Source organism: Bacillus sp. UNC437CL72CviS29 (assembly GCF_000482345.1).
In the GTDB taxonomy this organism is placed as follows: Bacteria; Bacillota; Bacilli; order Bacillales; family Bacillaceae_G; genus Bacillus_A; species Bacillus_A arachidis.
The window spans coordinates 269,740-293,991 of sequence record NZ_AXVB01000004.1; the positions used below are offsets into that span (position 1 = coordinate 269,740).

At 36.6% G+C, this 24,252-nt stretch carries 17 protein-coding genes; 8 read left to right on the forward strand and 9 right to left on the reverse strand.

What is annotated here, in order from left to right:
- The 5 genes from M014_RS0104420 to M014_RS0104440 all read left to right on the forward strand — a co-directional run bounded on the left by M014_RS0104420 (position 1) and on the right by M014_RS0104440 (position 6,148).
- Positions 1–1,473, forward strand: a complete 1,473-nt coding sequence (locus M014_RS0104420; protein WP_026590640.1) for an oligosaccharide flippase family protein — start codon at positions 1–3, stop codon at positions 1,471–1,473.
- Positions 1,454–2,674 (forward strand): O-antigen ligase family protein, encoded by a 1,221-nt coding sequence (locus M014_RS26370; protein ID WP_051588536.1) that lies wholly within the window; start codon positions 1,454–1,456, stop codon positions 2,672–2,674. The genes M014_RS0104420 and M014_RS26370 overlap by 20 nt, the downstream gene beginning before the upstream one ends.
- Positions 2,652–3,455 carry a glycosyltransferase family 2 protein gene (locus M014_RS0104430; protein ID WP_026590641.1) on the forward strand — a complete coding sequence of 268 codons (804 nt, stop codon included), beginning with the start codon at positions 2,652–2,654 and terminating at the stop codon, positions 3,453–3,455. Before M014_RS26370 ends, M014_RS0104430 begins: the two co-directional genes overlap by 23 nt.
- A gap of 3 nt (positions 3,456–3,458) precedes the next feature.
- Positions 3,459–4,508 carry a glycosyltransferase family 4 protein gene (locus M014_RS0104435; RefSeq protein WP_026590642.1) on the forward strand — a complete coding sequence of 350 codons (1,050 nt, stop codon included), beginning with the start codon at positions 3,459–3,461 and terminating at the stop codon, positions 4,506–4,508.
- Positions 4,509–4,606: 98 nt separating this feature from the next.
- Entirely contained in the window at positions 4,607–6,148 is a 1,542-nt protein-coding gene (locus M014_RS0104440; protein WP_026590643.1) for a hypothetical protein, read from the forward strand.
- A 230-nt stretch (positions 6,149–6,378) separates the two neighbouring features.
- On the opposite strand, the gene M014_RS0104445 is transcribed toward M014_RS0104440, so the two are convergent.
- Positions 6,379–7,320 (reverse strand): hypothetical protein, encoded by a 942-nt coding sequence (locus M014_RS0104445; protein ID WP_026590644.1) that lies wholly within the window; start codon positions 7,318–7,320, stop codon positions 6,379–6,381.
- 646 nt (positions 7,321–7,966) lie between these two features.
- Between M014_RS0104445 and M014_RS0104450 the strand changes: the two genes are divergently transcribed.
- Positions 7,967–8,779 carry a hypothetical protein gene (locus M014_RS0104450; RefSeq protein ID WP_026590645.1) on the forward strand — a complete coding sequence of 271 codons (813 nt, stop codon included), beginning with the start codon at positions 7,967–7,969 and terminating at the stop codon, positions 8,777–8,779.
- 169 nt (positions 8,780–8,948) lie between these two features.
- On the opposite strand, the gene M014_RS0104455 is transcribed toward M014_RS0104450, so the two are convergent.
- The 3 genes from M014_RS0104455 to M014_RS0104470 form a co-directional block, all read right to left on the reverse strand.
- The gene (locus tag M014_RS0104455) at positions 8,949–10,451 is read right to left on the reverse strand and encodes a multicopper oxidase family protein (RefSeq protein WP_026590646.1); all 1,503 of its coding nucleotides are present in this window, start codon (positions 10,449–10,451) and stop codon (positions 8,949–8,951) included.
- Between the two features lie 514 nt (positions 10,452–10,965).
- Positions 10,966–12,255, reverse strand: coding sequence for a replicative DNA helicase (gene dnaB / locus M014_RS0104465; RefSeq protein WP_026590648.1), 1,290 nt, complete (start codon positions 12,253–12,255; stop codon positions 10,966–10,968).
- Positions 12,252–13,112 carry a DnaD domain-containing protein gene (locus tag M014_RS0104470; RefSeq protein WP_026590649.1) on the reverse strand — a complete coding sequence of 287 codons (861 nt, stop codon included), beginning with the start codon at positions 13,110–13,112 and terminating at the stop codon, positions 12,252–12,254. The genes dnaB and M014_RS0104470 overlap by 4 nt, the downstream gene beginning before the upstream one ends.
- A gap of 460 nt (positions 13,113–13,572) precedes the next feature.
- Here M014_RS0104470 and M014_RS0104475 point away from each other — a divergent pair, with 460 nt between their 5' ends.
- Together M014_RS0104475 and M014_RS0104480 are read left to right on the forward strand one after the other, a co-directional pair.
- Positions 13,573–15,819, forward strand: a complete 2,247-nt coding sequence (locus M014_RS0104475) for an ABC transporter ATP-binding protein (protein ID WP_026590650.1) — start codon at positions 13,573–13,575, stop codon at positions 15,817–15,819.
- A complete protein-coding gene (locus M014_RS0104480; RefSeq protein ID WP_026590651.1) occupies positions 15,816–17,693 on the forward strand; it encodes an ABC transporter ATP-binding protein in 1,878 nt (625 codons plus the stop codon). Before M014_RS0104475 ends, M014_RS0104480 begins: the two co-directional genes overlap by 4 nt.
- Before the next feature lie 403 nt (positions 17,694–18,096).
- Here M014_RS0104480 and M014_RS0104490 read toward each other — a convergent pair whose 3' ends face one another.
- The 5 genes from M014_RS0104490 to M014_RS0104510 form a co-directional block, all read right to left on the reverse strand.
- Positions 18,097–19,455, reverse strand: coding sequence for an McrC family protein (locus tag M014_RS0104490; RefSeq protein ID WP_231503902.1), 1,359 nt, complete (start codon positions 19,453–19,455; stop codon positions 18,097–18,099).
- Positions 19,436–21,061 (reverse strand): McrB family protein, encoded by a 1,626-nt coding sequence (locus M014_RS27555; RefSeq protein ID WP_026590653.1) that lies wholly within the window; start codon positions 21,059–21,061, stop codon positions 19,436–19,438. The genes M014_RS0104490 and M014_RS27555 overlap by 20 nt, the downstream gene beginning before the upstream one ends.
- Positions 21,062–21,195: 134 nt before the next feature.
- Positions 21,196–21,522: a nucleoside triphosphate pyrophosphohydrolase gene (locus M014_RS0104500; protein ID WP_026590654.1), complete on the reverse strand. Its 327-nt coding sequence runs from the start codon at positions 21,520–21,522 to the stop codon at positions 21,196–21,198.
- 378 nt (positions 21,523–21,900) lie between these two features.
- A complete protein-coding gene (locus M014_RS0104505) occupies positions 21,901–23,337 on the reverse strand; it encodes a GntP family permease (protein WP_026590655.1) in 1,437 nt (478 codons plus the stop codon).
- A gap of 89 nt (positions 23,338–23,426) precedes the next feature.
- Positions 23,427–24,218: an enoyl-CoA hydratase gene (locus tag M014_RS0104510; protein WP_026590656.1), complete on the reverse strand. Its 792-nt coding sequence runs from the start codon at positions 24,216–24,218 to the stop codon at positions 23,427–23,429.
- Positions 24,219–24,252: the final 34 nt, after the last annotated feature.

Here is a 24,252-nt window from a genome sequence, read left to right on the forward strand (position 1 = left end):
GTGAATAAGAAAACAAACTCAATTATTAAAAATATATTCCACTTACTTTACAGCACGATTTTAGCTAATGTTTTAAATGCAGGTACACTCATACTATTGGCAAATTACTTTAACTCAAAGAATTATGGAATATTTAGTGTAGCACTAGCTCTTTCCATGGTCATGCACTTTTTTACAGATTTAGGAGTCAGTAATACGTTCCTTCGAGAAGGAGCAAAAAAAGAAAACCCAAGCGCTACATTCTTTTCTTATATAAAAGTTCGAGTCATATGTTTACTTTTCACATTTATTATCTTTTCTTTCGGTATCCATGTCTTCTATCATGAACAACAAATTCTTTATATGATGTATAGTTTAATGATTCCTTTAATCATCGGCCTAGTGCTACAAAGTATAGGGATAACCTACTTTCAATTATCTGAAAGAATGCAATTTATTGCATCCATAAGAATCTTCTCGGCCATTGTATTAGTCACATTAACCATTTTGTGTATAACCTTACAAGTGGATATACATGTAACAGCTTTTTTATATGGTTTTTCTTATTTAGCTGGAGGCCTTTACTCCCTGTATTTACTCAGAAAAAACGTGGAATTCAAATGGCAAGTCCCTTTTCAAAAAGAATTATTGATCAATATTAGCCCGTTCTTAATTAGTGGGTTATTTATTATATTAACTCCTCAACTAGGTCCATTAGTATTAGAAAAAACACTTCCTTTAGGGCTTGTTGGTCTCTTTGCAGTAGCTTACCGAATCCCCTCAGCTCTCTATCAAATACCAGGGGTTATTGCAGGTGCATTCTTCCCACTGTTATTTAAACATTATAGTCATGGGGAAATAAAGAAACACACAGAATTAAATATCGTGCAAATGAAATTTATGTCCTTAATTGGAATGTGTATGACAATAGCTTTATTCTATTTATCCCCCTATCTGATAACGATTTTATTTGGAGATAAATGGGGATCTGCAGTTGAACCTTTAAAAATATTATCCTTTATTATTGTCTTACAAGGATTTAACATCGCCATTGCAGACGGACTCACAACAAGAGGACTGCAAAATCGCCGTACGATTGTTCAGTTTATAACCATCTCTATTGGCTTACTGTCTTTTTATTATCTCAGTGTTACTTATGCAATAGCGGGGGCAGCTTTTTCTGCTTTAGCGATGGAAATCGTATCATTTATTGGTTATGTATTAGCGAATCCAATTAGAAGAACCGTATTAACCAAAGTCGTTATTCCATACGGATCCTACTTTTCAATAAGCTTTATCCTATTACACTATTTATTATATAAGTTTCCTTTTATCGCCATGTTTTCTACCATGATCTTAATGTCTACGATGGTTTTACTATTTGATCAAGCAACTCGGGGCTTGATTAAAGATTTTATAAGAAAGAAAAAACAACAGAATATCAACCATTTAAAAGACGGGAGACAACGAGGGAATGGAAAGATTACAAATTAAAAGAAATACTTCTACTTTAGAAGTCTTTCTTTTGTTATTTTTTATTACACTTAGTAAATATAATGTATCCATCGGTTTTTCATTAAAAATTTACATGATTTTTCTAGCCGTTTTTTTCTGTATTTATTTTCGAGACTTTTACTTTCGTCCCCTTTATCATTATGAAATTTTATTGCTTTTATTTTATTTTACCTATTGTCTAAGCGGTGCTTTTTCACAGTATCCAGAAGCAAGTATTCGCGTCATTCTAGGAGTAATCCTTGTCCTTATCTGCTATTTCATCATGAGATATATGCTAGAGCAAGCTTCAATTCATTCTATTGAAACTTCCATTGCAAATGTCGGGATACTATTTAACGTGATTAGTTTGTTACTATACATAATTGGACTACAAATAACCGGGGGATACCCAACAGGTGTTGAGATTACTTCTTACGGATTATTATTAGATAGAGATTATCCAAGGTTAATTGGACTACTGGATGACCCAAACATCTTCATTTTTTATAATACATTGTTTTTTTCGTATTATTTAACACATTTAAAAGGATTTAAAAACTCCTTTGGATTTATCTTATGTATAATTACTAACCTCCTTACTTTTTCTCGAGGCGGTATTGTTGCGCTAATACTCGTTATCATTTTGTATATAATATTAGCGGATTTTCAAAAAAAGGTGAAAATGATACTTGTTGCTCTGTTATGCCTAGTTGTAATGTACGCCGCAAGCTCTTTTATTCAAATCGATTTGAATCAGATTATTTCCAGCCGTATCAATGACTTTTCTTCTGATAAAGGAAGTGGTCGATTTGAATTATGGAAACAGGCCATTACCTATTTTATGTCTCATCCCATTTTGGGAATCGGCGCCTTTAATTTTTCGGATTATTACGCATTTGAACATAATGAAAAACTATATGTTCATAATACATATCTAGAAATCTTAGTAGAGGCTGGAATTATTGGTTTTCTGTTTTACTTTTCTTTTTTATTACTGTTCATTATCAAGCTCTTTAAGACTAAATTACATATTGAAAAACCTTTTATTATTCTTACACTTTTTGCTTTCTTATTGCAGATGGTATCCCTTTCTCTCATGATTAATGAAGCGCTTTTCTCCTTTCTAGCAATTGCTTTAAAATATATTTCTGTATATGAAAGAAAAGAGGCTGGTTTTTATGATATACACGAAAAAAGATAGCGAATCATTGGTTTCTGTGATAACCCCCTCGTATAACAGCTCCCCTTTTATAAAAGAAACCATTGAATCCGTTCAGGCCCAATCATATGCTAACTGGGAAATGATTATCGTTGATGATAAGTCGAGAGATGACTCCGTTCACGTCATCAAACAATATATAGAAAAAGACCCGCGAATTAAACTGATTACTTTAACTCAAAATGTTGGTGCTGCTAGAGCTAGAAATATAGCATTAAAAGAAGCTCAAGGAGATTATATTGCCTTTTTAGACAGCGATGATCTCTGGTTACCTACCAAACTAGAAGAACAAGTCGCTTTTATGCAAAAAGATAATCTTGCTTTTTCTTTTACCTCTTATTCTTTAATTGACGAACAAGGAAATGCAATGAATATTCAAGTTCATGCACCGAAAGTTGTAGATTATAAATATCTGCTGGGAAATACGACGATTGGCTGTTTAACCGTGATGTTAGATAGGCATCAATTTAAACAAATTGAAATGCCTGTTATCCAGCCTGAAGATACTGCCCTATGGTTAGTATTATTACGGCTAGGATATCAAGCATATGGCTTACAAAAGAGTTTATCTAAATATCGTATTGTAAGTAACTCTACTTCAAGGAATAAATTAAAAGCTGCCTACCGATATTGGAAACTATTACGAAACCAAGAAAAGTTAAACTTTGTCAAAACCAACTTTTATTTTAGTCAATATGCCTATCATGCGTACAAGAAAAACAGAGGAGACCGACCTCCTTCTATGACCAGTGGAGGGAAATAAAAAATGAACAATATTCTACTATTAACCGATAAACTCATAACGGGCGGCGCTGAGATGTATTTTTGCAAACTAGAAAACCATCTCAAAGGTGAAAACATGACGTTTTATTCAGCAGCTGCCACAGGTGAGTTGTATCATCAAATTCATAATAAGCATCATTTTATTCCTTTAAGTTTAAAAAATCATCCTGCTAACCTCTATACATTAAGTAAACAAGTGATGAAATTGGACATTGATGTTATCCATGCAAATAGTCTCAGAATGTTACTGTATTCTATCGCAATTAAAAAAATCACGAAAAAAAGAATGAAGCTCATTTATACAAAACATAATGTTACAATACTTGAAAAAAAGTTTCCCGCGCTATTTAAAAAGGTGTTAAATCAACATGTTCATCAAATTATCGCAGTGAGTAACTTCGAGAAAGACAGCTTACTGCAATTGGGTATAAGAAAGGACCTTATTCGAACAATTTACAATGGTGTTGATGTAAAGCATTTTTCATTTCAACAAACACAACCTAAAGAAACCCTCAATATCGGAATTTTAGCCCGGTTATCAAAAGAGAAAAACCATGAACTTTTTTTAAAAATTGCAAATGAGTTAAAATATGTACGTAACGTAATGTTTTATATTGCTGGGGATGGACCTGAACGGGATTTTATTGAAAAAATGATTCATGATTTCAAGTTAAATCATAAAGTGAAGCTTTTAGGTAATACATCTAATCCATATGAATTTATTTGCAGTATGGACTTACTACTTCTAACGTCCCTAAGAGAAGTGTTTCCAATGGTAGTCATTGAAGCAATGGCTTCTGGAACACCTATTATTTCTGTAGATGTTGGTGGTATCAAAGAAGCTATCATAGATGATGAAACTGGAATTCTCGTTTCTCATCATTCTGAAAAAGAATTCGCAAAGAAGATCCAGTTACTTCATGACAATCAAAACCTAAGAAAATGTTTAGGAAAAGCGGCAAGAGAAAAAGTAGAAGAATCCTTTTCCCTCTCAAATATGATTCATTCTACACTTGAAACCTATCAATATTAAAAAACAAACGATAATCTCGTTTGTTTTTTCTTTTATATATATGCATTTTTTCAAACATGCATATTATATAATATCTCACATATAAGGAGTGTTATAAGTTGACAGAACCTCTTAATTTTACTGAAGACTGCCAAAATCAAAATGTTGTTAATATTGATTGTTTTGGTGCCAATCCAGATTTACTCGATAATTCCCAAGCTATTCAAGAAGCCATTAACTATTGCGTGGCCAACAATTATTCTAAAGTTGTTATTACCGGGAAGAAACAGTATACGATCTCCTCCCCTATTGTTATGAAGTCCAATGTACATCTTGAAATGGACCCGACTATAACATTAATCGTTAAAGGGAATTTCCAAGTGTTTGAGCTTCAAAAAAACACTTCAATCTCTGGTGGTTCGATTGAAATCGTGGATAATAGCTTTAACTCATCCGTTCTTTTTCTTTCTGGTGCCAATCAAATAGAAATTCATAATCATACTTCTATATCAAATATTAATATTATAAACCGTACAACAACTTACCAAGGTATCGCAATTCATTTATCCTGTAAAAAGGCATGGGATTTCATAAGCTTCTTTAAAGCATACTCCATCCAAATCACAAACTTTAATACGGCTATCTATTTAAAAACAGAAAAGCTTGAGGATATAAACAATCCTTGTTGGATTAATGCAAACTCCTTCCATTCTATTTTTATAGATGGTTGTCAGTATGGTATCGAGATTATAGGAAATGGTGAATTACCTTACGAAATTTCAGGAAACACCTTTACGGGAATCCAAGTTCAATGCCGGAAACAAACAAAAAAAGTAATCCGCTGTTCAGGTGCCTATAATATATTTGAAGGAATCATATGGGACGTCTTTCGTATGGATGCTGCTCCCCTCGTTATCGAATTCTCTTCCACTTCTCATCATAACTACCTATTCTCAAATCAAGTTTCCACATCGATTATCGATCGTGGCCTATACAATCGGTATACCACGCCACATGAAGAATCGCTTCCTGTATACCCTCCTCTAGCATTAGGAAAAGCCCAGCTAGTTGGGAATCAAGATGATATATTAGTAAATGCAAATGTCCGTTACGCAGTGCGCCAACTTTCTGGAAAAGCCCCCTACGGAGGACATATTAATAATTGTTTTAACTTGCTTGATGAGCAAAGTGTAAATTACGTGGATGTTCCGAGTACGCAGCCAATTGTAATCGAGTTAGATTTTTCTAAGCAGCCTATTAACATGCTGAATTGTATTGGTATCTATTTTGGATGGAATGAAAGCCCAAGTCGCATTTTAATTGAATATCAACAGAGCCTAAATGGCCCATGGCAGGTTGCTAAAGATCTTCCGTTTAATGCCGGAAATACTGTGCTTTCAGAAGTAAGGTCAACTATATTGTATAAAGTTAAGTTCACACTAAGCGGATATACACAAGATCACAAACGCTTTCGGATAAATCGAATATTCGCAAGGTCATCTCTGCAACATGGCTCCTCATGGTTACCAACTACTGGTGGTACTTTATATGGAGATTTAGAATTTCAAAAAGGAAATGCTGTGACGTTAACTTCCCCAAATGGAACAAAATGGAGATTGAGTATAAATGATCAAGGGCAAATTAGCACATCTAAACTATGAAAATCATACAAATCAAGATCCATTTACTTCCATTAGTAGATGTCATATGCTCCCCTTCGATATCTTCAAATGTTAACTAAACAAAAAAACAAAATACTCTAACAATTCTACTTGCATCATCATGCCCCTAGAAGATCAATTTCAACTTATACGTAATAATTGTCCCCTTCTCTACATGAATCTAGGGGCTTCTCCTAAGAAAGCCACGTCCGATTGAGAGAACCTTACAGTTACTGTTTCACTTTATTTGCTTGTCCACTATCGGAGATTCTGCTCATAGGCACAGAAGAAATATCAACGGTCGTATCCACACTCTTATCCGTAAGCTCAACAATCGTGTTTCCATGATTGATTTCATTCAAATCCCACAACATCCCATGAAACTCATTATGTTGTCCGCTCACCTTCAAAACACTTTTTGTTTTACTTGAAGGTTGTATCTGTAAATTGGTAAATTGATTCCCACTAGCCTCATTCGGTATCGTTGAATGACTATCCATGTAAATCATGTTTACACAATCCTCTAAAGAAAAATTCAGAAACCGATTAGCATTGATCCAGGCATATCCAGAATTCGGTTTATCCACTTTTAACTTTACTCCATTCTTCATTCCTACTACCTTAACGTTTTCGAAGTTAACAAAAGAAATCTCATGCTCTTTTCCACCAGCGTATAACGATATCCCTGTACCCTTGTTCGTTTCAGACCAATTGATAATATTTATATCCTTTATATGTGTTTTGTTCCAAGTGTTATAATATTTATGTTTACCATCTAAATAGATCACTTCCGAATTAAAATTCGCATCATCAATGGCAATATAGGCCCCTTCCATTGAAGCATTCTTCTCAAGTTCAATTACCCTGAAGTTACCATTCACAATAAACTGTGTTCCATACCCGAATAATAACTTAACACCTTGCTTCACAACGATAGGTGAAGTAATCTTATACTTTTTGTCATCAAGCAAAACCGTCTTTATTTTACTATCCTTTGCTTTATTAATAGCTGATTGAATTTTATCAGAATCACTTGTTCCTTTAAAATCCTCAACATATATCTTCTCTTTTCGGTCTGAATTAGAATGATTCTGATAGTAAATAACAAAAACAATTAGTACTATACCTAAGAAGATTAAACCAATTATTTTTTTCATCGTACTCATCCTCATATTTAGTTTCCTTTCTTTGGTTCGTTATATACGAATACTCTACTGTTGTCGTCAATAGCCTCAAGTATTAACACAGTCATGAAACGAGATTAAAAGACCGCCATACATTCTCTATGAACTGATATGATATGATCTCACCTAAGCAGGAAGTATAAAAACCCACCTTTTTATACAGTAATATTTAAACCTTATTTACAAGGGATTTTTAACTAAAAAGAGAATAATTGGGTTTTATACCATTATTTATAACTCTTACCTCTTTTATTTTCTTGCAGATAGATCTTTTTTGCAAGCAAAAGGTGTATACGCTTACCATTTTCTTTTCCTTAAAGATTTACGTCCGAAGTATCAGAAGAAAACACATATCTCAACCGATCACTTTCTCTTGTAAATGCAATAATCTGAGCATGGCGGACCAACTCGTTCACCATATATGCTTCCATTCACGAGAGGTTTCACCCATTTCTTGAAACCTGTTTCCTCTATACTTTGAATTACCTGTAGTAATATGCAAACAATCAATACGAATAACTAAAAATTGAAGAATGTAACATGCTTTCAAAAACAGCAAATTGTTATGGTAAGATTTCCAATGTATAATTATGGTATTGTTTGTTTTTAGGAAAATAATACGGGGGAATTTTTAATGAAAAAAATCATACTAGGGACACTTACAACGTTCTTGTTATTAGCTGGATGTAATAATTCTACTGAAAGTAAACCAGCTGATTCAAAAAAGACCGCGGCAGAAGAAGAAACGAAATCTACAAAAAATGAGGATAAACAGGATACGAATCCGAAAAAAGATGAAGAAGTTTTATCACCTACCAATCAGAGTACAAAAGATTTCATCACACCATTATTAGTAAAATCAGAAACACCTGCTGATATTATGACAATACAAGTACAAGAAGATATGAAGCAAAAACTTGAGGAAATTAATAAAAAAATGAAAGCGAGTCTTCAAAAAAACTATACATGGTACATGGAGTATATAAAAGCAGCACAGCCTGGAGAAAGATTAGCATACCATGAAAATATGGGAATTACACAGGAAGAATATGAATTGTTCCTATCATCAGATCAATATATGAAACTTGTTAAAGGACAAGAAGGAAAAATTCACTTCAAAAAGATCAATAACAATGTATACGAGATTCAAGCTAGCTCTCCAATCAAATTATTAAACAAAGTTCAAATTGATTTTGCTAGCAATACATTAAAAACAGAGTTTGGTACACTAAATTACGATGGTAAAGTCGAAGCTTCCGATGCCCAAAAAATAACTGGCAGATGGAATGGTGAGCAGTGGAAACTAAGCACAGGTAGCTTCACCGCAACATATGCAATTGGTCAACTTGAAGACTCCAAAAAAACAATTATTTATATAACAGCAAAAGGCCTTTTAGATGGAAAAACAATCAATCAAGATCAAGTGATTGAATTTAAGGCACAATAATTCATAAGATAAAAAAATGTTTTAGACTATAGAAAAGAGTATTAAACTGGTAAAAAATAGTCGTAGATGTGCAGAAATAATAAGTATCCCAAAACCCCGAAAAGTCCCTTTCAGAAATGAAGGGACTTTTCATTCATATCATCAGCGTTATTGGAAGTTCGTTTTCAATTCATTTTAATTTCTGCCTATTGGGATTGGAAGGTATGATTTTTAATGGTCTCATCATGTCATGGTCTTCATGCTCTAAACGATGACAATGCCATACATAGTCTCCAGAATACGGTTCAAACTTCATTATAATTCGAACGATTTGTTCACCCCCTACTAGAACGGTGTCTTTTAAGCCGAAATCGGCCGGGAGAGGATCTAACAATTGCCCATTCAGATCGTGGCGATCAAGGACACGAAAATTAACAAGATGTATATGGATAGGATGAATTCCAACGGTTAAATTCACTAACTCCCATATTTCGATAGAATCAAGTAATGGTGTTTCTGTCACTGGATCGTCCCATTCTTTATCATCTAATAAAAGCATAGGACGCCCAAATTCATCTTCTGAGTCACTTAGTGTTAACCGTCTTACTTTTCTTACCTCAACTTCCTTTAATGGGATAAATTCAATGTTGCTTAAGAGGCATGGGATTTTGCTTTTATCAGGGCAAGACAACGGCTTAGTTACTTGGAACTCCATTACCTCGCCAGTTGAATTTTCTAAATCACTTCCATTTTGTAATACTACTTTCTTCCCCTCTAAACCTGAGAAGTCAACAATGATGTCCATACGTTCAGCAGGTGAAACATCCAAACTTTGTACTCTAATTGGCTGTTTAAGAAGACCACCATCAGTTCCGATTAAAAAGAATGAACTAAGGTCACTAAATTGGAACTGATATGTTCGAGTATTAGAAGCGTTTAATAAACGAAATCTGTATTTGCGGGGCTCTACTTTTAAAAATGGCCATACTTTCCCGTTAACTGTAATTGTATTTCCTAAAAACAGAGGAACAATAGAAGGACATGGTAAATTAGGGGATGGATTATCTGGTTGAGCAGGATAAAAGAGCGACCCGTCTGGATTAAAGGATTTATCTTGAACGATAAGCGGTATCTCGTATTTCCCCTTCGGAAGCGGAAGTGATCTTTCTTCCTTATCGCGAATCAAGTAAAGACCTGCAAGACCTGCATACACATTCAGACGAGTAATCCCAATTGCATGGTCATGATACCAAAGGGCAGTTGCCCGTTCTCGATTCGTATAATAATAAATCTCTTTCACGAATTTTGGGCCTGTTTGTTGAAAGTTTCTCGTAAACCATGCTTCAGGATGACCATCACTATCTGGTTCACTCGGGCTTCCATGTAGATGAACAACAGTGCGTACTTCTGGATTATCATGGGCTCCGTGAACGGTTTTATCAACTGGTAAAAAGTGTTTTTTAGGTAAATCGTTTGTCCATCTCACATATATAGGATGATTTTTTTCAACATCAAATGTTGGACCAGGTACTAACCCGTTATAACCCCATACCTTCGTTTTAGGTAAATCTCTATGAAACTTGTGTAGTGTTTCAATCATGCGTACATCATAAAGCGGCTTTCCTTTATATGTTCCTTTTGGTTTGATTATGGAAGGAATCGGAAGGGAATCCACAAATTTTTTTAGTCCCAAACATTTTTCTCTCCTTTCATTTAATAGAGTATAGTATATTTTATTAAACAAATATTTTTTTGTTTGTATACTTGTCTAACAAAACTTTTGATAAGTGGGGGAGTATTCATATTCATCAAGGATTTGATTTTCTTCTCTTTTAAAAGCTCTATGCAAGAATATATACATTCTTCTTTTGTTGCGTATGTTATTGATGCAATTTCAGTTGCATTACCAACAATCAGTTTTCCAAGTATTTTATACATCTTTAGCAGTGCAGGTACAAAAGAATGATTAGACGCAAGCAACTACACATCTCTTGTAACACTGGTATGAGCAGTCATCGCCACTATTTAATCTGAAAGAAAAAAGACACTCGGCGAAGTGCCTTTTTTTATACTCCTAATGTAGACCTCAATTCGATTCTATTCCCTACTGCTTGAAGAAATTTTCGATTAGCAGATCCTTAATCTTATCCAGACTGTCTGAAAAAAGAATCAAGATCATTTTAGGCGGGGGACTTACTAGTCTTTTTTTAACCTTCCCTCTCCACAAACCTCCCAAATTCCTTCAGAAACCGCAGATTTAGCATCCCAACAGGTCCATTCCGATGCTTCGCTATCTGAATTTCTGTTATATCTTTATGCTCCGTCTCCTTATCATAATAATCTTCCCGATACATCAGCATAATCACATCCGCATCCTGCTCAATCTGCCCTGTCTCTCTTAAATCAGAAAGTAGCGGGCGCTTATCATGACGCGACTCCACCCCGCGAGACAATTGTGAAAGCGCTACGACGCACACATTTAAATCACGCGCTAGCAGCTTCAGCTTACGAGAAATTTCACTCATTTCCTGAAACCTATTTCCCCGATATTTCGAATCGCCTGTAATAAGCTGCAAGTAATCAACAATAACAAGCAATTTCTTATCCCCATGCTTTCGTTTCAGCTTCCTCACTTGCACCCAAATCTCCTGCGTTGTAACGCCTGCCTTATCATAAATCTCTAGCGGCAGATCTCCAATTTCCGCAAATGCGCGGCTCGTTTTTCCCCAGTCCTCTATCGTAAAACGATGCTTCGGGTTTTTCAGCCGTCTTCCAGATACCTCACCTAAACAAGAAACCATTCGTTTCAAAAGTTGCTTATCGCTCATCTCCAGGGAAAACAACCCAACTGCCGCATCTGATTTTGCTGCATGAAGCGCAATATTTAAAGCGAACGCCGTCTTTCCCATCGAAGGCCGCGCCCCAATCACAACAAAATCCCCTTCCTGCAAGCCACACGTCATCTTATTTAAAGCTGGAAAACCAGTCTCAATGCCAGTAAGTTCTTCTGTATCTTGATGAAGCTCTTCATAAAGATCGACTAACGTATCCTTCAAATCAAAATCGAGTGTGCAATCCACCTCTTCCAGTTCACAAAGCCTCGTAATCGTCTCTCCAATTACTTTCTCATCCTTCTCCGCAAGAAGCCGTTCGCACATGCTGTGTGCCACGCTTCCCGCCTGGTTCATTTTCCAAGCATTCCGAACAAGCCCCTCATAATAAGAGAAGTTGGTAGTAGTAGGCACACCCTCAATCATATTAACTAAGTATTCCATCCCCCCAATTTGCGCCAAAAAAGCAGCATCCATTCTTGAAACAAGCGTAACAAGATCAAGCGGCTGCATATCTTCCTCTACTTCCCGAATCAACTTGAATATAGCTCGGTGCACAGCCGTAGAAAAGTGCTGCTCAGTCAAGCGGCACTCCTTAATCAGTTCTCCTTCAAGAAGTAAAGACCCTAATACCGTCTGTTCTGCCTCAACATTTTGAATGCTCATGGACGCCATCCTTCTTCCTCGAGAAACTTCTGCAACTCTTCTTCAGACGGCACATTTTTCTCCCACTCCTCGCACTCCTCAAGGAACTTCTCAGTTTCATACACGGCAGTCGGCTCCTTCTTCCGAAACTTCACTGCCGCCTCTTCTACTTCACTAACCTTCGTATATCCCTTTCCGTGCCAATCTCGCAAAATCCCCTTCACATAAGCAATCGTCCGCTTATTATTTTCATAAGAAATCTGAAGTGCTTTTAATACAAGCTCCTCCGACAAATCAGCCATCCATTCACTTAATTCCTCCGCTGCATAAGACGACAAACTACCGAAGTGTTGTTCATAAAACGTAAATACACTGCTGCCTGGTTCCGCTTCTTCTACTTCCACATCCGCTTCACAGCTTGCAAAGGTTTCTTTAGGGATAATCTCAGACAATTCACTCGGCATACCGAAATGCTCTAGCAATAACGGAATATGTAACTCTTCCTCCAAGCATCTTTGAAGAAACATACGGACAAACTCTTTGCTTTTCACAGTCTTCAACTCACGTAACACGCACTTCTCCACGTTTGTATTCGTAATCGGATTATAGCGTAACCAATTCAGAATATATAACTCCTTCGTTTCCGCATCGTACAATATCTTTCCATAATCAACAAAGCGCTGCAGTAACTTCTCAACGGTCTCCCTGTTATAACCTGTTTCCATCTCCGCCAAGCGCTTCGGCAGTGAATACATCCCGCACTGCGTCGTCTTTGAACACGTCAGCAAATATATGTAAAAGTACCTCTCCTCCGGCGTTAAATCGAGCACAAAATCATCCTGCCAAAAATTCACCTGTACATTACGGTATACTGCCATGTGTATTCCTCCTATCCTTTAATGAAACATATGTAATTTTGAGTTCCATCATGTATATAGGGATGAGGGAAGAATTTTGGCGGGGGTATTTTATATTTTTCAAAAAAATGACTACGACTACATTTCTTCGAAGGAATGCTTGTAGTAGTTTTTTATTTTGTTTTTGTAATGCTTTATTATTTGTAAGGGGCTTAGTAGGGGTTTATAATGGGCTGTTGAGGGGCTATACATCCGTATGAAAACAGCAACACCATTTTATAACTTTTGGTCAACAGTTATGTTTTTTCATTTACATGTAAACCAGGATTCAAAAAACATATAGTTATAGAATGATACTTAATCTGTGGTCGAAAGTATGTAAAAAGGTGCTAGTATGCATTACGGAGAATACAAAGAATAAAGTACAGAGACGAAGTAAAAACTAAAAAAATTAGACAAGGAAATTGGAGAGATGAATTAAATGTTAAAGATAATTAAACATTTAAAACCTTTTACTGCCTCAATCATTGCAGTTATATGTCTATTATCCATACAAGCCGTATGTGACCTATCACTGCCAGATTACATGTCTAAAATTGTGAATGTAGGTATTCAGCAAAAAGGTGTAGAAAACGCAGTACCTGAGGTTATTCGTAAGAGTGAGATGGATAAACTTAAGCTCTTTATGAATGAAAATGAGAAGAAAAAAGTAGATAACAACTATGCGCTTTTAGATAAGAACAATCTTTCTCAAAGTGAGCTAAAAAATGATTTGAAAGATTATCCGCAGCTGGATAAAGAACCCCTTTATAAGCTACATACAGAGAATAAAAATACAATTAACGAACTGAACGATATCTTTGGGAAACCAATGTTAATTACACAAGGAATTGAAAAAGGCGGCCCATCTGCTTTTACTCCCGCTGCGCCAGGTGATAACAATACACCGGCGAAACTTCCGCCAAATACAGATCCTTTTGTAGTCATTGCGAAAATGCCTCAAGATCAAATCAATGCAATGAAAGAAAAGGCAGATGAAAAGTTTAAGAATATGCCAGGCAGCATGGTAACACAGTCAGCCGTTTCATTCATTGAGAATGAGTATAAAAAGATTGGCATCAATACAGATAAGCTTCAATCCAATTTCATTCTTACTTCTGGCGGGAAAATGCTGCTTCTATCCTTAGTAAGTATGGCCGCAACCGTTGTCGTGAGTTTACTTGCCGCAAAAGTAGCTGCGGGACTCGGAAGAGATCTTAGAAAGAAAGTATTCCGGAAGGTTACAAACTTCTCAAATGCGGAGTTTGATAAGTTTTCCACTGCCTCTTTAATTACAAGAAGTACAAATGATATCCAGCAAGTGCAAACCCTTATGGTTATGCTGCTTCGCATTGTATTCTATGCACCGATTTTAGGCATAGGCGGCATTATTAAAGTACTTACTACAGACCTTTCAATGGGATGGATTATCGCAGTTGCAGTTATCGCCATTTTAAGCTTAGTCATTGGTTTATTTAGCATCGCGATCCCTAAGTTTAAGAGTATCCAAAAGTTAGTAGATAAAATTAACTTAATCACTCGTGAATCTTTAACAGGTATGCTCGTGATTCGTGCTTTTAATAATCAAAAGCATGAAGAAAAGAAATTTGAAAAAGGAAATCAAGACTTAACAAGAACGAATTTATTTGTAAGCCGTTTAATGTCATTTATGATGCCAATGATGATGTTTATCATGAATGCCGTTACTGTACTGATTATTTGGGTTGGATCACACCAAGTGGATATGGGAAATATGCAAGTTGGTGATATGATGGCATTTATGCAATATACAATGCAAATCATCATGGCCTTCTTAATGATTTCAATGGTATCTATTATGGTTCCACGTGCTTCTGTATCTGCACAACGTATCGCAGAAGTTTTAGACACTGACGTTACCATTCATGATGCAGAGGAACCAAAACCTTTCTCTTCAGACAAGAAAGGTTACGTTGAATTTAAAAATGTTAGCTTTAAATATCCAGGTGCAGAAGAAGATGTGCTTTCTAATATCACCTTTACCGCAAAGCCTGGAGAAACGACAGCTTTCATCGGAAGTACAGGTAGTGGTAAATCAACATTAATCAACTTAATTCCACGCTTTTACGATGTCACAAGCGGCCAAATCTTAATAGATGGCACTGATATTAGAGAAGTATCTCAGAAAGAATTAAGAGAAAAAATCGGTTACGTACCGCAAAAAGGAGTTTTATTCTCCGGTACAATCGAAAGTAATTTGAAATACGGTAAGAAAGAGGCAACTGAAGAAGAACTAACAAAAGCGGCAGAAATCGCTCAGGCGATGGAGTTTATTAACGCGAAACCTGAAAGCTTCCGTACAGAAATATCACAAGGTGGTACGAACGTTTCAGGCGGTCAAAAACAAAGACTTTCTATTGCGCGTGCTCTTACAAAAAAATCGGAAATCTTCATATTTGATGATAGTTTCTCAGCTCTTGACTTTAAGACAGATGCTGCGCTGCGCAGAGCTTTAAACAACGAGATTGCAGGAAGTACTCTTTTACTTGTTGCCCAAAGAATCAGTACCATTATGAATGCAGATAAGATCATTGTACTTGATGAAGGAGAAATAGTCGGAACAGGTACTCATGAAGAGCTTATGGAAAACTGTGAAGTTTATAAGCAAATTGCTTTATCGCAACTTTCAAGAGAGGAGTTGTCATCATGAGTGAGAAAAAAGTAGAACATAATAAACAAGGTGGTCCTGGTGGTGGCCATGGCGGCGGTCATATGGGCGGCGGCATGCGAAAGATTGAGAAGGCAAAAAATTTCAAGGGAACGATGAATAAGCTCCTTCAATACTTGAAGCCCTATAAATTATCAATCTTAATCGTTATCCTTTTCGCAATCGGTAGTGCCGCCTTCGCAATCGTCGGCCCAAAAATTTTAGGTAAGGCAACAACAAAACTTTTCGAAGGACTCGTAGACAAAGTAACAGGCGTGCACGGTGCTGCCATTGACTTTACCTATATCGGAAACATTGCCCTTCTGCTCCTTGGATTATATATAGCGAGTACTGCGTTTGGCATTATCCAAGGATATATCATTTCAGGCGTCGCACAAAAGGTATCTTATAACTTCAGAAAAGAAATTGATGAAAAGATCAACCGTATGCCGCTGAATTACTTTGATAAAACAACGCACGGAGAAGTATTATCTAGAATTACGAATGACGTAGATACGGTGAGCCAGACTTTAAATCAAAGTATGTCGCAAATCATCACATCCGTTATTACCATCATTGGTGTATTCATCATGATGTTATCAATCAGCTGGCAAATGACATTAGTCGCGCTCTTAATCTTGCCAGTATCCATGATCCTTATCATGGCAGTCGTAAAACGATCACAAAAATACTTCAAATCCCAGCAAGAATATTTAGGACACGTAAACGGGCAAGTCGAAGAAATTTATAGTGGTCACAATATCGTAAAAGCCTTCAACAAAGAAGAAGAAGAAGTGAAAAAATTCGAAGAGGTAAATGATACCCTTTACCACTCCGCGTGGAAGTCTCAATTTTTATCCGGTATGATGATGCCGATTATGATGTTTATCGGGAATATCGGTTACGTCGCTGTCTCGATTTTAGGCGGATGGCTTGCGGCAAAGAGAACCATCGCAGTTGGAGATATTCTAGCCTTTGTACAATATGTAAGAAACTTTACGCAGCCAATCGCTCAAGTAGCGCAAATCGCGAACGTACTTCAATCCACAGCTGCCGCTGCAGAACGAGTTTTCGAATTTTTAGAAGAAGAAGAGGAAATGCCAGAATCAGAAAATCCAGTGAAGCTGCAAAAAGTAAACGGAGAAGTTACCTTCAAAAATGTTCAATTTGGATACAATCCAGATAAGATCATCATCAATAACTTCTCAGCTAATATTAAACCTGGACAAAAAGTAGCAATCGTCGGACCAACCGGGGCTGGTAAAACAACAATCGTAAAACTATTAATGCGTTTCTATGACGTAAACAGCGGTGCGATCTGTATAGACGGTCACGACATAAAAGACTTTACGCGCGAAGACCTGCGCAGTATGTTTGGGATGGTACTGCAAGACACATGGCTATTTAACGGCTCCATCATGGAAAATATCCGTTACGGTAGATTGAACGCAACCGACGAAGAAGTAATCGAAGCAGCGAAAGCAGCCCACGTTCACAGCTTCGTAAAAACATTACCAAATAGATATAATATGGAACTAAACGAAGAAGCAAGCAACGTATCCCAAGGACAAAAGCAATTACTCACAATTGCCCGCGCCCTTCTAGCGGATCCAAAAATACTCATACTCGACGAAGCAACAAGCTCAATCGACACTCGTACAGAAGTACTGATTCAAAAAGCCATGGAAAACCTCATGGAAGGCCGAACAAGCTTTATTATCGCTCATAGATTATCAACAATACGTGATGCGGATTTAATCCTTGTTATGAAAGACGGGGATATTGTAGAACAAGGTAATCATGAAGAGTTATTGAAGGCTGATAGTTTCTATGCTTCGCTTTATAATAGTCAGTTTGAAGGTGCGGATGCTTCGTGAGATTGATGGGACACTCCTCTTTTTTAGAGGGGTGTTTTGTTTTGGATGACTTTATAAAAAATGAACAAGGTCAAGCAGTTGTTCGTCTTCCTCTATTTTTCGTATCAACTTGAATATAGCTTGATGAACAGCAATAAAAAAGTGCTGCTCTATCAATCATCACTCCTTAATCCGTTCACCATCAAATAACAAAGACCCTAACAATGTCTGTTCTGTTCAGGCGTTTTGTTTATATACCTAGTAATTCCAAACATTAAAGGGTTTACACCCTAATAGTTTTTATTATATTGAAACGCCTTAAAAATTTAATCTAAGGCGTTTCATGTTTACAAAATGTCCTATACGATTTCCACCTCAAACTTCTGATTTACTATCAATTGTGATACAGTTCACCGTAACGCATCTACATGAGGTTACTATCTTTCGATTCCCTTAATATATTTATAATTTTGTTTGCTAACTCTTCGTTTTGTTTGTCCAAAAAGGCTTCTAAATCACCAGATTTAGGCACATTGTAAGGTATTAAATAAAACTTCCCATTCTTCCAATGTGTTGAAATTGGCGAACTTGCCACAGCATCATCATTTTCATTAGTTGGGTAAATTACACCACCGATACTAACATCTAGCGCAGACATATACATAGAGATTTGATAAACATCCTTCTTTACTGCACTTGTATCTTTATTAGACCAGGCTGGGCGGTGCTTTGCATCAAAGACTGCTTGATTTTGTTTATTGTGTGACAAAACAAAATCTGGCTTAATTTTCATATCAAAACCCTTAAGTTCATATAAAATTTGATAACTATCCTGCGTTGAAACTTCATAAAGCGCAGCCATCTTTTTCATCTCAGCAAAAACCGTGTGCTCTAAAAAATACTCCCACAGCTTATTTACATCGATTAACAAGCCTGTAATCATTTGATTTTCTTCTTGAAATATGTCTGAACCTGAATGACGAATAATCTCGATACATACTTTCCACAGACTCTCAATTTCTGTAAAATACGGGTGCCTAATAGACTTTGTGAGTTGCTTTAATAGTTGCTTTTTATCTATACTCCTATAGTTTGGCAACTCTCCCTTAATCTGTGCAATAAAGCGTAAAAGAATCGGATTCTTTTTAAACACTTGCTGTACAAGGGTTGGGTTCTTACTTTTTAATACATCATAAGCCGTTAAAATCCCTATATTCACTGGATTAATTGCACTACGTTCCCTCACATTATAAGGCAATCGTCCATCCTGAATCATAATTTGGTTCATATAAACATTAAAATTAATCGTTCCTTTAATGTTACTATCATAAAAATCGAAGTTCGTATACTGCTTGAATGTGCCTTTTTTCATTGCCTTCTCAAGAAGATAAACAAAAATAAATAACAACATCTGTTCAAAAGCTTTATCTCGATTCGCACTCACCTGCATGCTTTCAAAAATGAATGCCTTTGAACCAAATACCTTTTTTAGCATATAACTTAAAAAACTTTTATTACCATCATTTTTATCAAAGCGAGAACCAAAATTAATTCTTATCCCGTTTTGATGATCAAACAAAACACCAACATATTGCTGTGTATAATAAGCCCTACCAATATATTTCCCAATAAGCGGTACGGACTCTTTTTCTGAGACTTTCATACCATCTCCTAGGACAGTAATTCTCGCCTTTCCTTCACGAATATTCTGCTGAACACGTTTTAAAAGTGAAACTTCTTCCTCATTAGAGACCTTTTGATAATCATGAACCTGCATCTTCATCACTCGGTTCATTCGTTTTTAATATGGTTAGAAACTTATCTCTAGCAGACCCAACAAATTGCTCTGCTCCTATATTACCTCGCACATATTCTGTAATAATAGAGCGCAAGCGATACTCCCAAACATATTGCAATAAACGTTCAACATCCCCACTTTTGATTGGCTCGGGTAAATTAGAAAAGTATCCTTGGCTAATATAATAATTTTCGTTTAACAAATATTCCGCACCTTTAGTAGCTATATAGTCATTTAATTTCACAATCTGTTCCGTAACAGTATGCACAATTCTTGAATTATCACCAAAGAAACGTCCAGAATGAAATGCTTCATATAAACTTTCTCTTGTTACATCCACTGGTAACCACATAAATCGACGACGTAATGCAAAGTCCATACTCTCTACTGATCGATCAATATCATTCATTGTCCCAATGATAATTACATTCTGGGGTACATAGAATCCATCTGCAAACACATCATTTGTATCTATACCATGAACTGGTAATGAATCATACTGTAACTTAAATGGTTGATCACGTTTGTCTGCTTCTAAGGCAAATAGTAGCTCCCCAAAAACCTTCGAAAGATCAGCTCTATTAATCTCATCTATAATAAAATAATATTGATTATATTCTTTCTTATTGGATCCCTTTTCCTCAAGATATTTATTATACTCATCTACCTCTTTATTTTGTAATGCAACCTTACGACAAAAGGCTTTAAAAACACCTTCTACCTTTGCAAAACCGATTGCCCCTTCCTGCTGTGTTGACGGAATGGGACGAATCCCTTCTAGGAAGTCTGAATAATCATATGACGGATGAAATTGGACAAGTTCATAGAATTTACCATCATCTATCGAATTTTCCTCAAGAATCCTTTCATCGTTCCTTCTAGCAATAGCTAAAGCTGCATATGTCTTTCCCGTTCCAGGAGGCCCAGTTAAAATCACTTGTTTAACACCATTCGTTATCATGTCTTCTAATATTTTTTCAGTTGAACCTAACTGAACTTCTGCATTCTTTACAACACTTTCCTCAGTAACATTCCAATCGATTTCATCTAGATGGTTACGAAACTCTTGTGTTACAAATTTGTCTTCTTTTAATTTATCAATCAGTTCTGCGAGAGTTATATCAAGAGATGAATTGATATTATCATATATATATTGGAAAACTTTGTTATTATCAAATTTTTCATGATTAAACTCTATGTCCTCCCAATCATAACCCTTGCCCTGTCCAACCTCAGATGACTTTAATTCTTTACCAGTTTTGCTCCTCCCCATAATGAGTTTAAAGCCTTTTAAAAAGGAACCACTAGTTTCAGCCTTGGGCAAACTCGAAAAAGGTTCTCTGTTATCAAGTCCAAAGGCTGCTTTAGTTTCGTTAACTACGGATTCAAATTTCAAAATTCCATCCTTCTTTATTAATGGTAAAGCAGCAACAACTAGGATAAAAAAGTTATTATTTTTATTATTGAATTTATTTTTCGTTGGAAATAGGCTATCAAAATTTATTTTTTTTCCCCTTTCAATAAATTCTTTAAGCTTCCAACTAAACACTGTTTTGGCATCGATATTTTGTGCTAATGCTACTTCAGCCATGCTCCTTCACCTCTTATGATTTCTAGTAGATTGATTATAATTGAAACTTTACAGAGTAAATTCAATACATGAGCTTTCAGATAAGAAAGATTCCCCGCACTATCCCACAACAAACGCTAGTATCGGGATGAAAATTATTCATCATGTACCTCAACTAAAAAGATTCGTTCCCGAAAACCACCGCGTTTTTCAGCTTTTTGTTTACGCTTGTTCTCAACACTTTCTAGCGTTACCCCCTCATACTGCGCCAGTGCATTTACAAGTTCTAATAGATCCGCTAGTTCTTCAACTTTATGTTCTTTACTCTCAGCCTCTAAATACTCCAATAATTCTTCTTGTATCTTCTTACTTACTTCTTCTATGTATTCTTTTTCATCTAGAATTCTAGTTGTAAATGTCTTCCCTTTGTTTTCGATAATTTCCGGAATGCGGTCACGTACTAGTTTGTTGTAAGTTGGCATTTGAATTTCTCCAATGTTTTCGATTTGATTTTATTGTATCATACAAAATTTTCCTTTTCCATTGAAGTAAACATGCGGTAATCTCACAGCAATCCTCGTTTTTTGTAAATGTAATAAAATCATATTTATAAAAATTAAAAGGCCAAGAACTCTTTTAATGAATTTAAAAAGATATAAAATTCCAATGTAGAATTACTTCATAAAATTATATTGCTAATGATGGGGTTTATTAATAAGGAAGGTTCAAACAAAACTCCGAATCATTACATTTGGTATATTCGTAGAGGCTTAAGAGAGATTCTTTTCATATGTACATAGCACCTACATTCAACACATACAAACAAGCCATCACTCCATAAAATGATGGCTTATACACGCTTATACAATAGAAAACATCAGATAAACCCCAACAACAAAGAAGACAGCAGCCGTCTTAATTAAAGTAATACCGAAAATCTCTTTATAAGCTTCCCGGTGCGTTAATCCTGTCACCGCAAGTAGCGTAATGACGGCTCCGTTATGAGGAAGCGTATCCATCCCTCCCGCCGCCATTGCGATAACGCGGTGCAATACCTCTAACGGAATACCAAAATCCGCTGCTGCTTGAATATATTTGTCTGCCATTAACCCTAATGTAATACTCATTCCGCCCGAGCCTGATCCTGTTAGCCCGCACAATATATTTGACATAACCGCTCCGTTAATTAAAGGATTGGAAAACGTCCCAGTCAAATAATTTTGAATCATAACAAAGCCAGGTAGAGCAGCTATAACAGCACCGAATCCATACTCGGCTGCCGTGTTCATCGCAGCTAAGATTGAACCACTTACGCCCACGCTTGTAATCGATTGAAACTGTTCTTTTACCGCTTGGAAGTTTAATAATATAGCGCTCAATATACCGATAAGAAGTGCGATTTCCACTGACCAAATCCCGACGACTTGCGCCATATCAATTGTTCCGTACTCCTTCAAACCGATGGATGCAAAATCAAATCCTTTCGTATACCAAACGGGGATAAATTCTGTAAAAACTTTATTCATCACTCCAACTAGTACAAGCGGCAGAAACGCCAACCAGTAACTAGCTGGAATCCTATCACCTGAAACAATCGGCGTTGGCGCCACTTGTGCATTAGTTGCGGCAGCCATTTCAGAAGCCGCATCCCCTTTTCCAAAATAGCCTTCACCCTTGGCAGCCGCCTTCTTTCTACACCTTTCCAAATACAGCATGCCGCATGTAAAAATAAACAACGCTCCGATGATTCCTAATGTAGGAGCTGCATAAATATCTGTTTTAAAGAATGTAGTTGGAATCACATTTTGAATTTGAGGTGACCCAGGAAGCGAATCCATCGAAAACGTAAATGCACTAAATGCGATTGTCGCTGGAATAAGACGTTTCGGAATATCCGCTTCGCGAAATAATTGCGCCGCAAATGGATAAATCGCAAATACTGCGACAAATAAACTGACGCCGCTGTATGTAAGAATCGCTCCCATTAACACGATGGAAAGAACCGCCCTTTTCACACCTATAAAACGGATGATAATTTTCGCGATTTTTTCTGCGATTCCAGTGATCTCAACCACTTTACCAAATATCGCCCCAAGCAAAAACACAGGAAAGTATAATTTTATAAATCCGACCATCTTCACCATGAAGACATTAGAGAAGAACGGTAAAACGAGCGTTGGATCAGTCAAAAACACAGCTAGCAAAGCACATAACGGAGCGAATAAAATGACCGAAAATCCCCGGTAAGCAACAAATATAAGCAAGCCAAGCGATAACAGTACAATCAATAAATCCATAATCCCTAGTCCCCCCTCAATTCTCTCAAATTTGTTTTACGCTTGATATGTTGTTACGATGCCTACCAAAGGCAGACATCGTATTCTTTTTATTTATGCTGAAAAAGCGGTACTCTCTTTTCTATAAAAGCACCCACTCCTTCTTTTACATCACTCGTTTGAAAGACATGGCCAAAATTCTGAGCCTCTATTTTTAGCCCTTCCTCAAGAGAATAAGATAATCCTTTATTGATAGATTGCTTCATCAACGACAAAGCAGGAAGAGAAAATCGGGCCATCTTCGCAGCCAATTCCCTCGCCTTATTCAGCGCTTCACCGCGCGGAACAACATGATTTACCAACCCAACTCGCAGGGCCTCTTCGGCACCGAGCGGTTCACCAGTAAACATCATTTCTTTTGCCCTCGCAGATCCGATTAAGCGAGGCAAACGCTGCGTTCCTCCCGCACCTGGAAACAAGCCTAACTTTACTTCCGGAAGCCCAATTTTGGCCTGTTCTTCTATAATCCGCAAATCACATGATAGGGCTAATTCACAACCGCCCCCAAGCGCTAATCCGTTAATCGCAGCGATGACAGGCTTCGGCAATCTTTCTATTTTATTTAATGGGTTCTGAAGCCACAATGCTTTTTCCTCCGCATATTCACTTCCTTTCCCAATCCATTCTGGAAATGACTTAATATCTCCTCCAGCAACGAAAGCTTTTTCTCCTGCACCAGTTAGAATCACAACAATCACTTCATCATCCCGTTCAATTTCATCAACCACTGTCGTCAGTTGTTCAATCACAGCGTAGCTCAATACATTCACAGGAGGATTATCAATGATAATAGTCGCGATTCCTTTTTCTTTGGACCATGAAACAACTCGCTTATTTTCCAATGCAATCCCTTCTTTCTAATTATGTAATGAGACA

What these genes read in the sequence shown, in the direction of transcription:
- M014_RS0104475 (WP_026590650.1), top strand. Translation starts at nt 13,573, where the DNA reads ATGTTAAAGATAATTAAACATTTAAAACCTTTTACTGCCTCAATCATT.
- M014_RS0104450 (WP_026590645.1), top strand. Translation starts at nt 7,967, where the DNA reads ATGAAAAAAATCATACTAGGGACACTTACAACGTTCTTGTTATTAGCT.
- M014_RS0104435 (WP_026590642.1), top strand. Translation starts at nt 3,459, where the DNA reads ATGAACAATATTCTACTATTAACCGATAAACTCATAACGGGCGGCGCT.
- M014_RS0104500 (WP_026590654.1), bottom strand. Translation starts at nt 21,522, where the DNA reads ATGCCAACTTACAACAAACTAGTACGTGACCGCATTCCGGAAATTATC.
- M014_RS0104505 (WP_026590655.1), bottom strand. Translation starts at nt 23,337, where the DNA reads ATGGATTTATTGATTGTACTGTTATCGCTTGGCTTGCTTATATTTGTT.
- M014_RS0104470 (WP_026590649.1), bottom strand. Translation starts at nt 13,112, where the DNA reads ATGGCAGTATACCGTAATGTACAGGTGAATTTTTGGCAGGATGATTTT.
- M014_RS0104490 (WP_231503902.1), bottom strand. Translation starts at nt 19,455, where the DNA reads ATGAAGATGCAGGTTCATGATTATCAAAAGGTCTCTAATGAGGAAGAA.
- M014_RS0104445 (WP_026590644.1), bottom strand. Translation starts at nt 7,320, where the DNA reads ATGAGGATGAGTACGATGAAAAAAATAATTGGTTTAATCTTCTTAGGT.
- M014_RS0104480 (WP_026590651.1), top strand. Translation starts at nt 15,816, where the DNA reads ATGAGTGAGAAAAAAGTAGAACATAATAAACAAGGTGGTCCTGGTGGT.
- M014_RS26370 (WP_051588536.1), top strand. Translation starts at nt 1,454, where the DNA reads ATGGAAAGATTACAAATTAAAAGAAATACTTCTACTTTAGAAGTCTTT.
- M014_RS27555 (WP_026590653.1), bottom strand. Translation starts at nt 21,061, where the DNA reads ATGGCTGAAGTAGCATTAGCACAAAATATCGATGCCAAAACAGTGTTT.
- dnaB (WP_026590648.1), bottom strand. Translation starts at nt 12,255, where the DNA reads ATGAGCATTCAAAATGTTGAGGCAGAACAGACGGTATTAGGGTCTTTA.
- M014_RS0104430 (WP_026590641.1), top strand. Translation starts at nt 2,652, where the DNA reads ATGATATACACGAAAAAAGATAGCGAATCATTGGTTTCTGTGATAACC.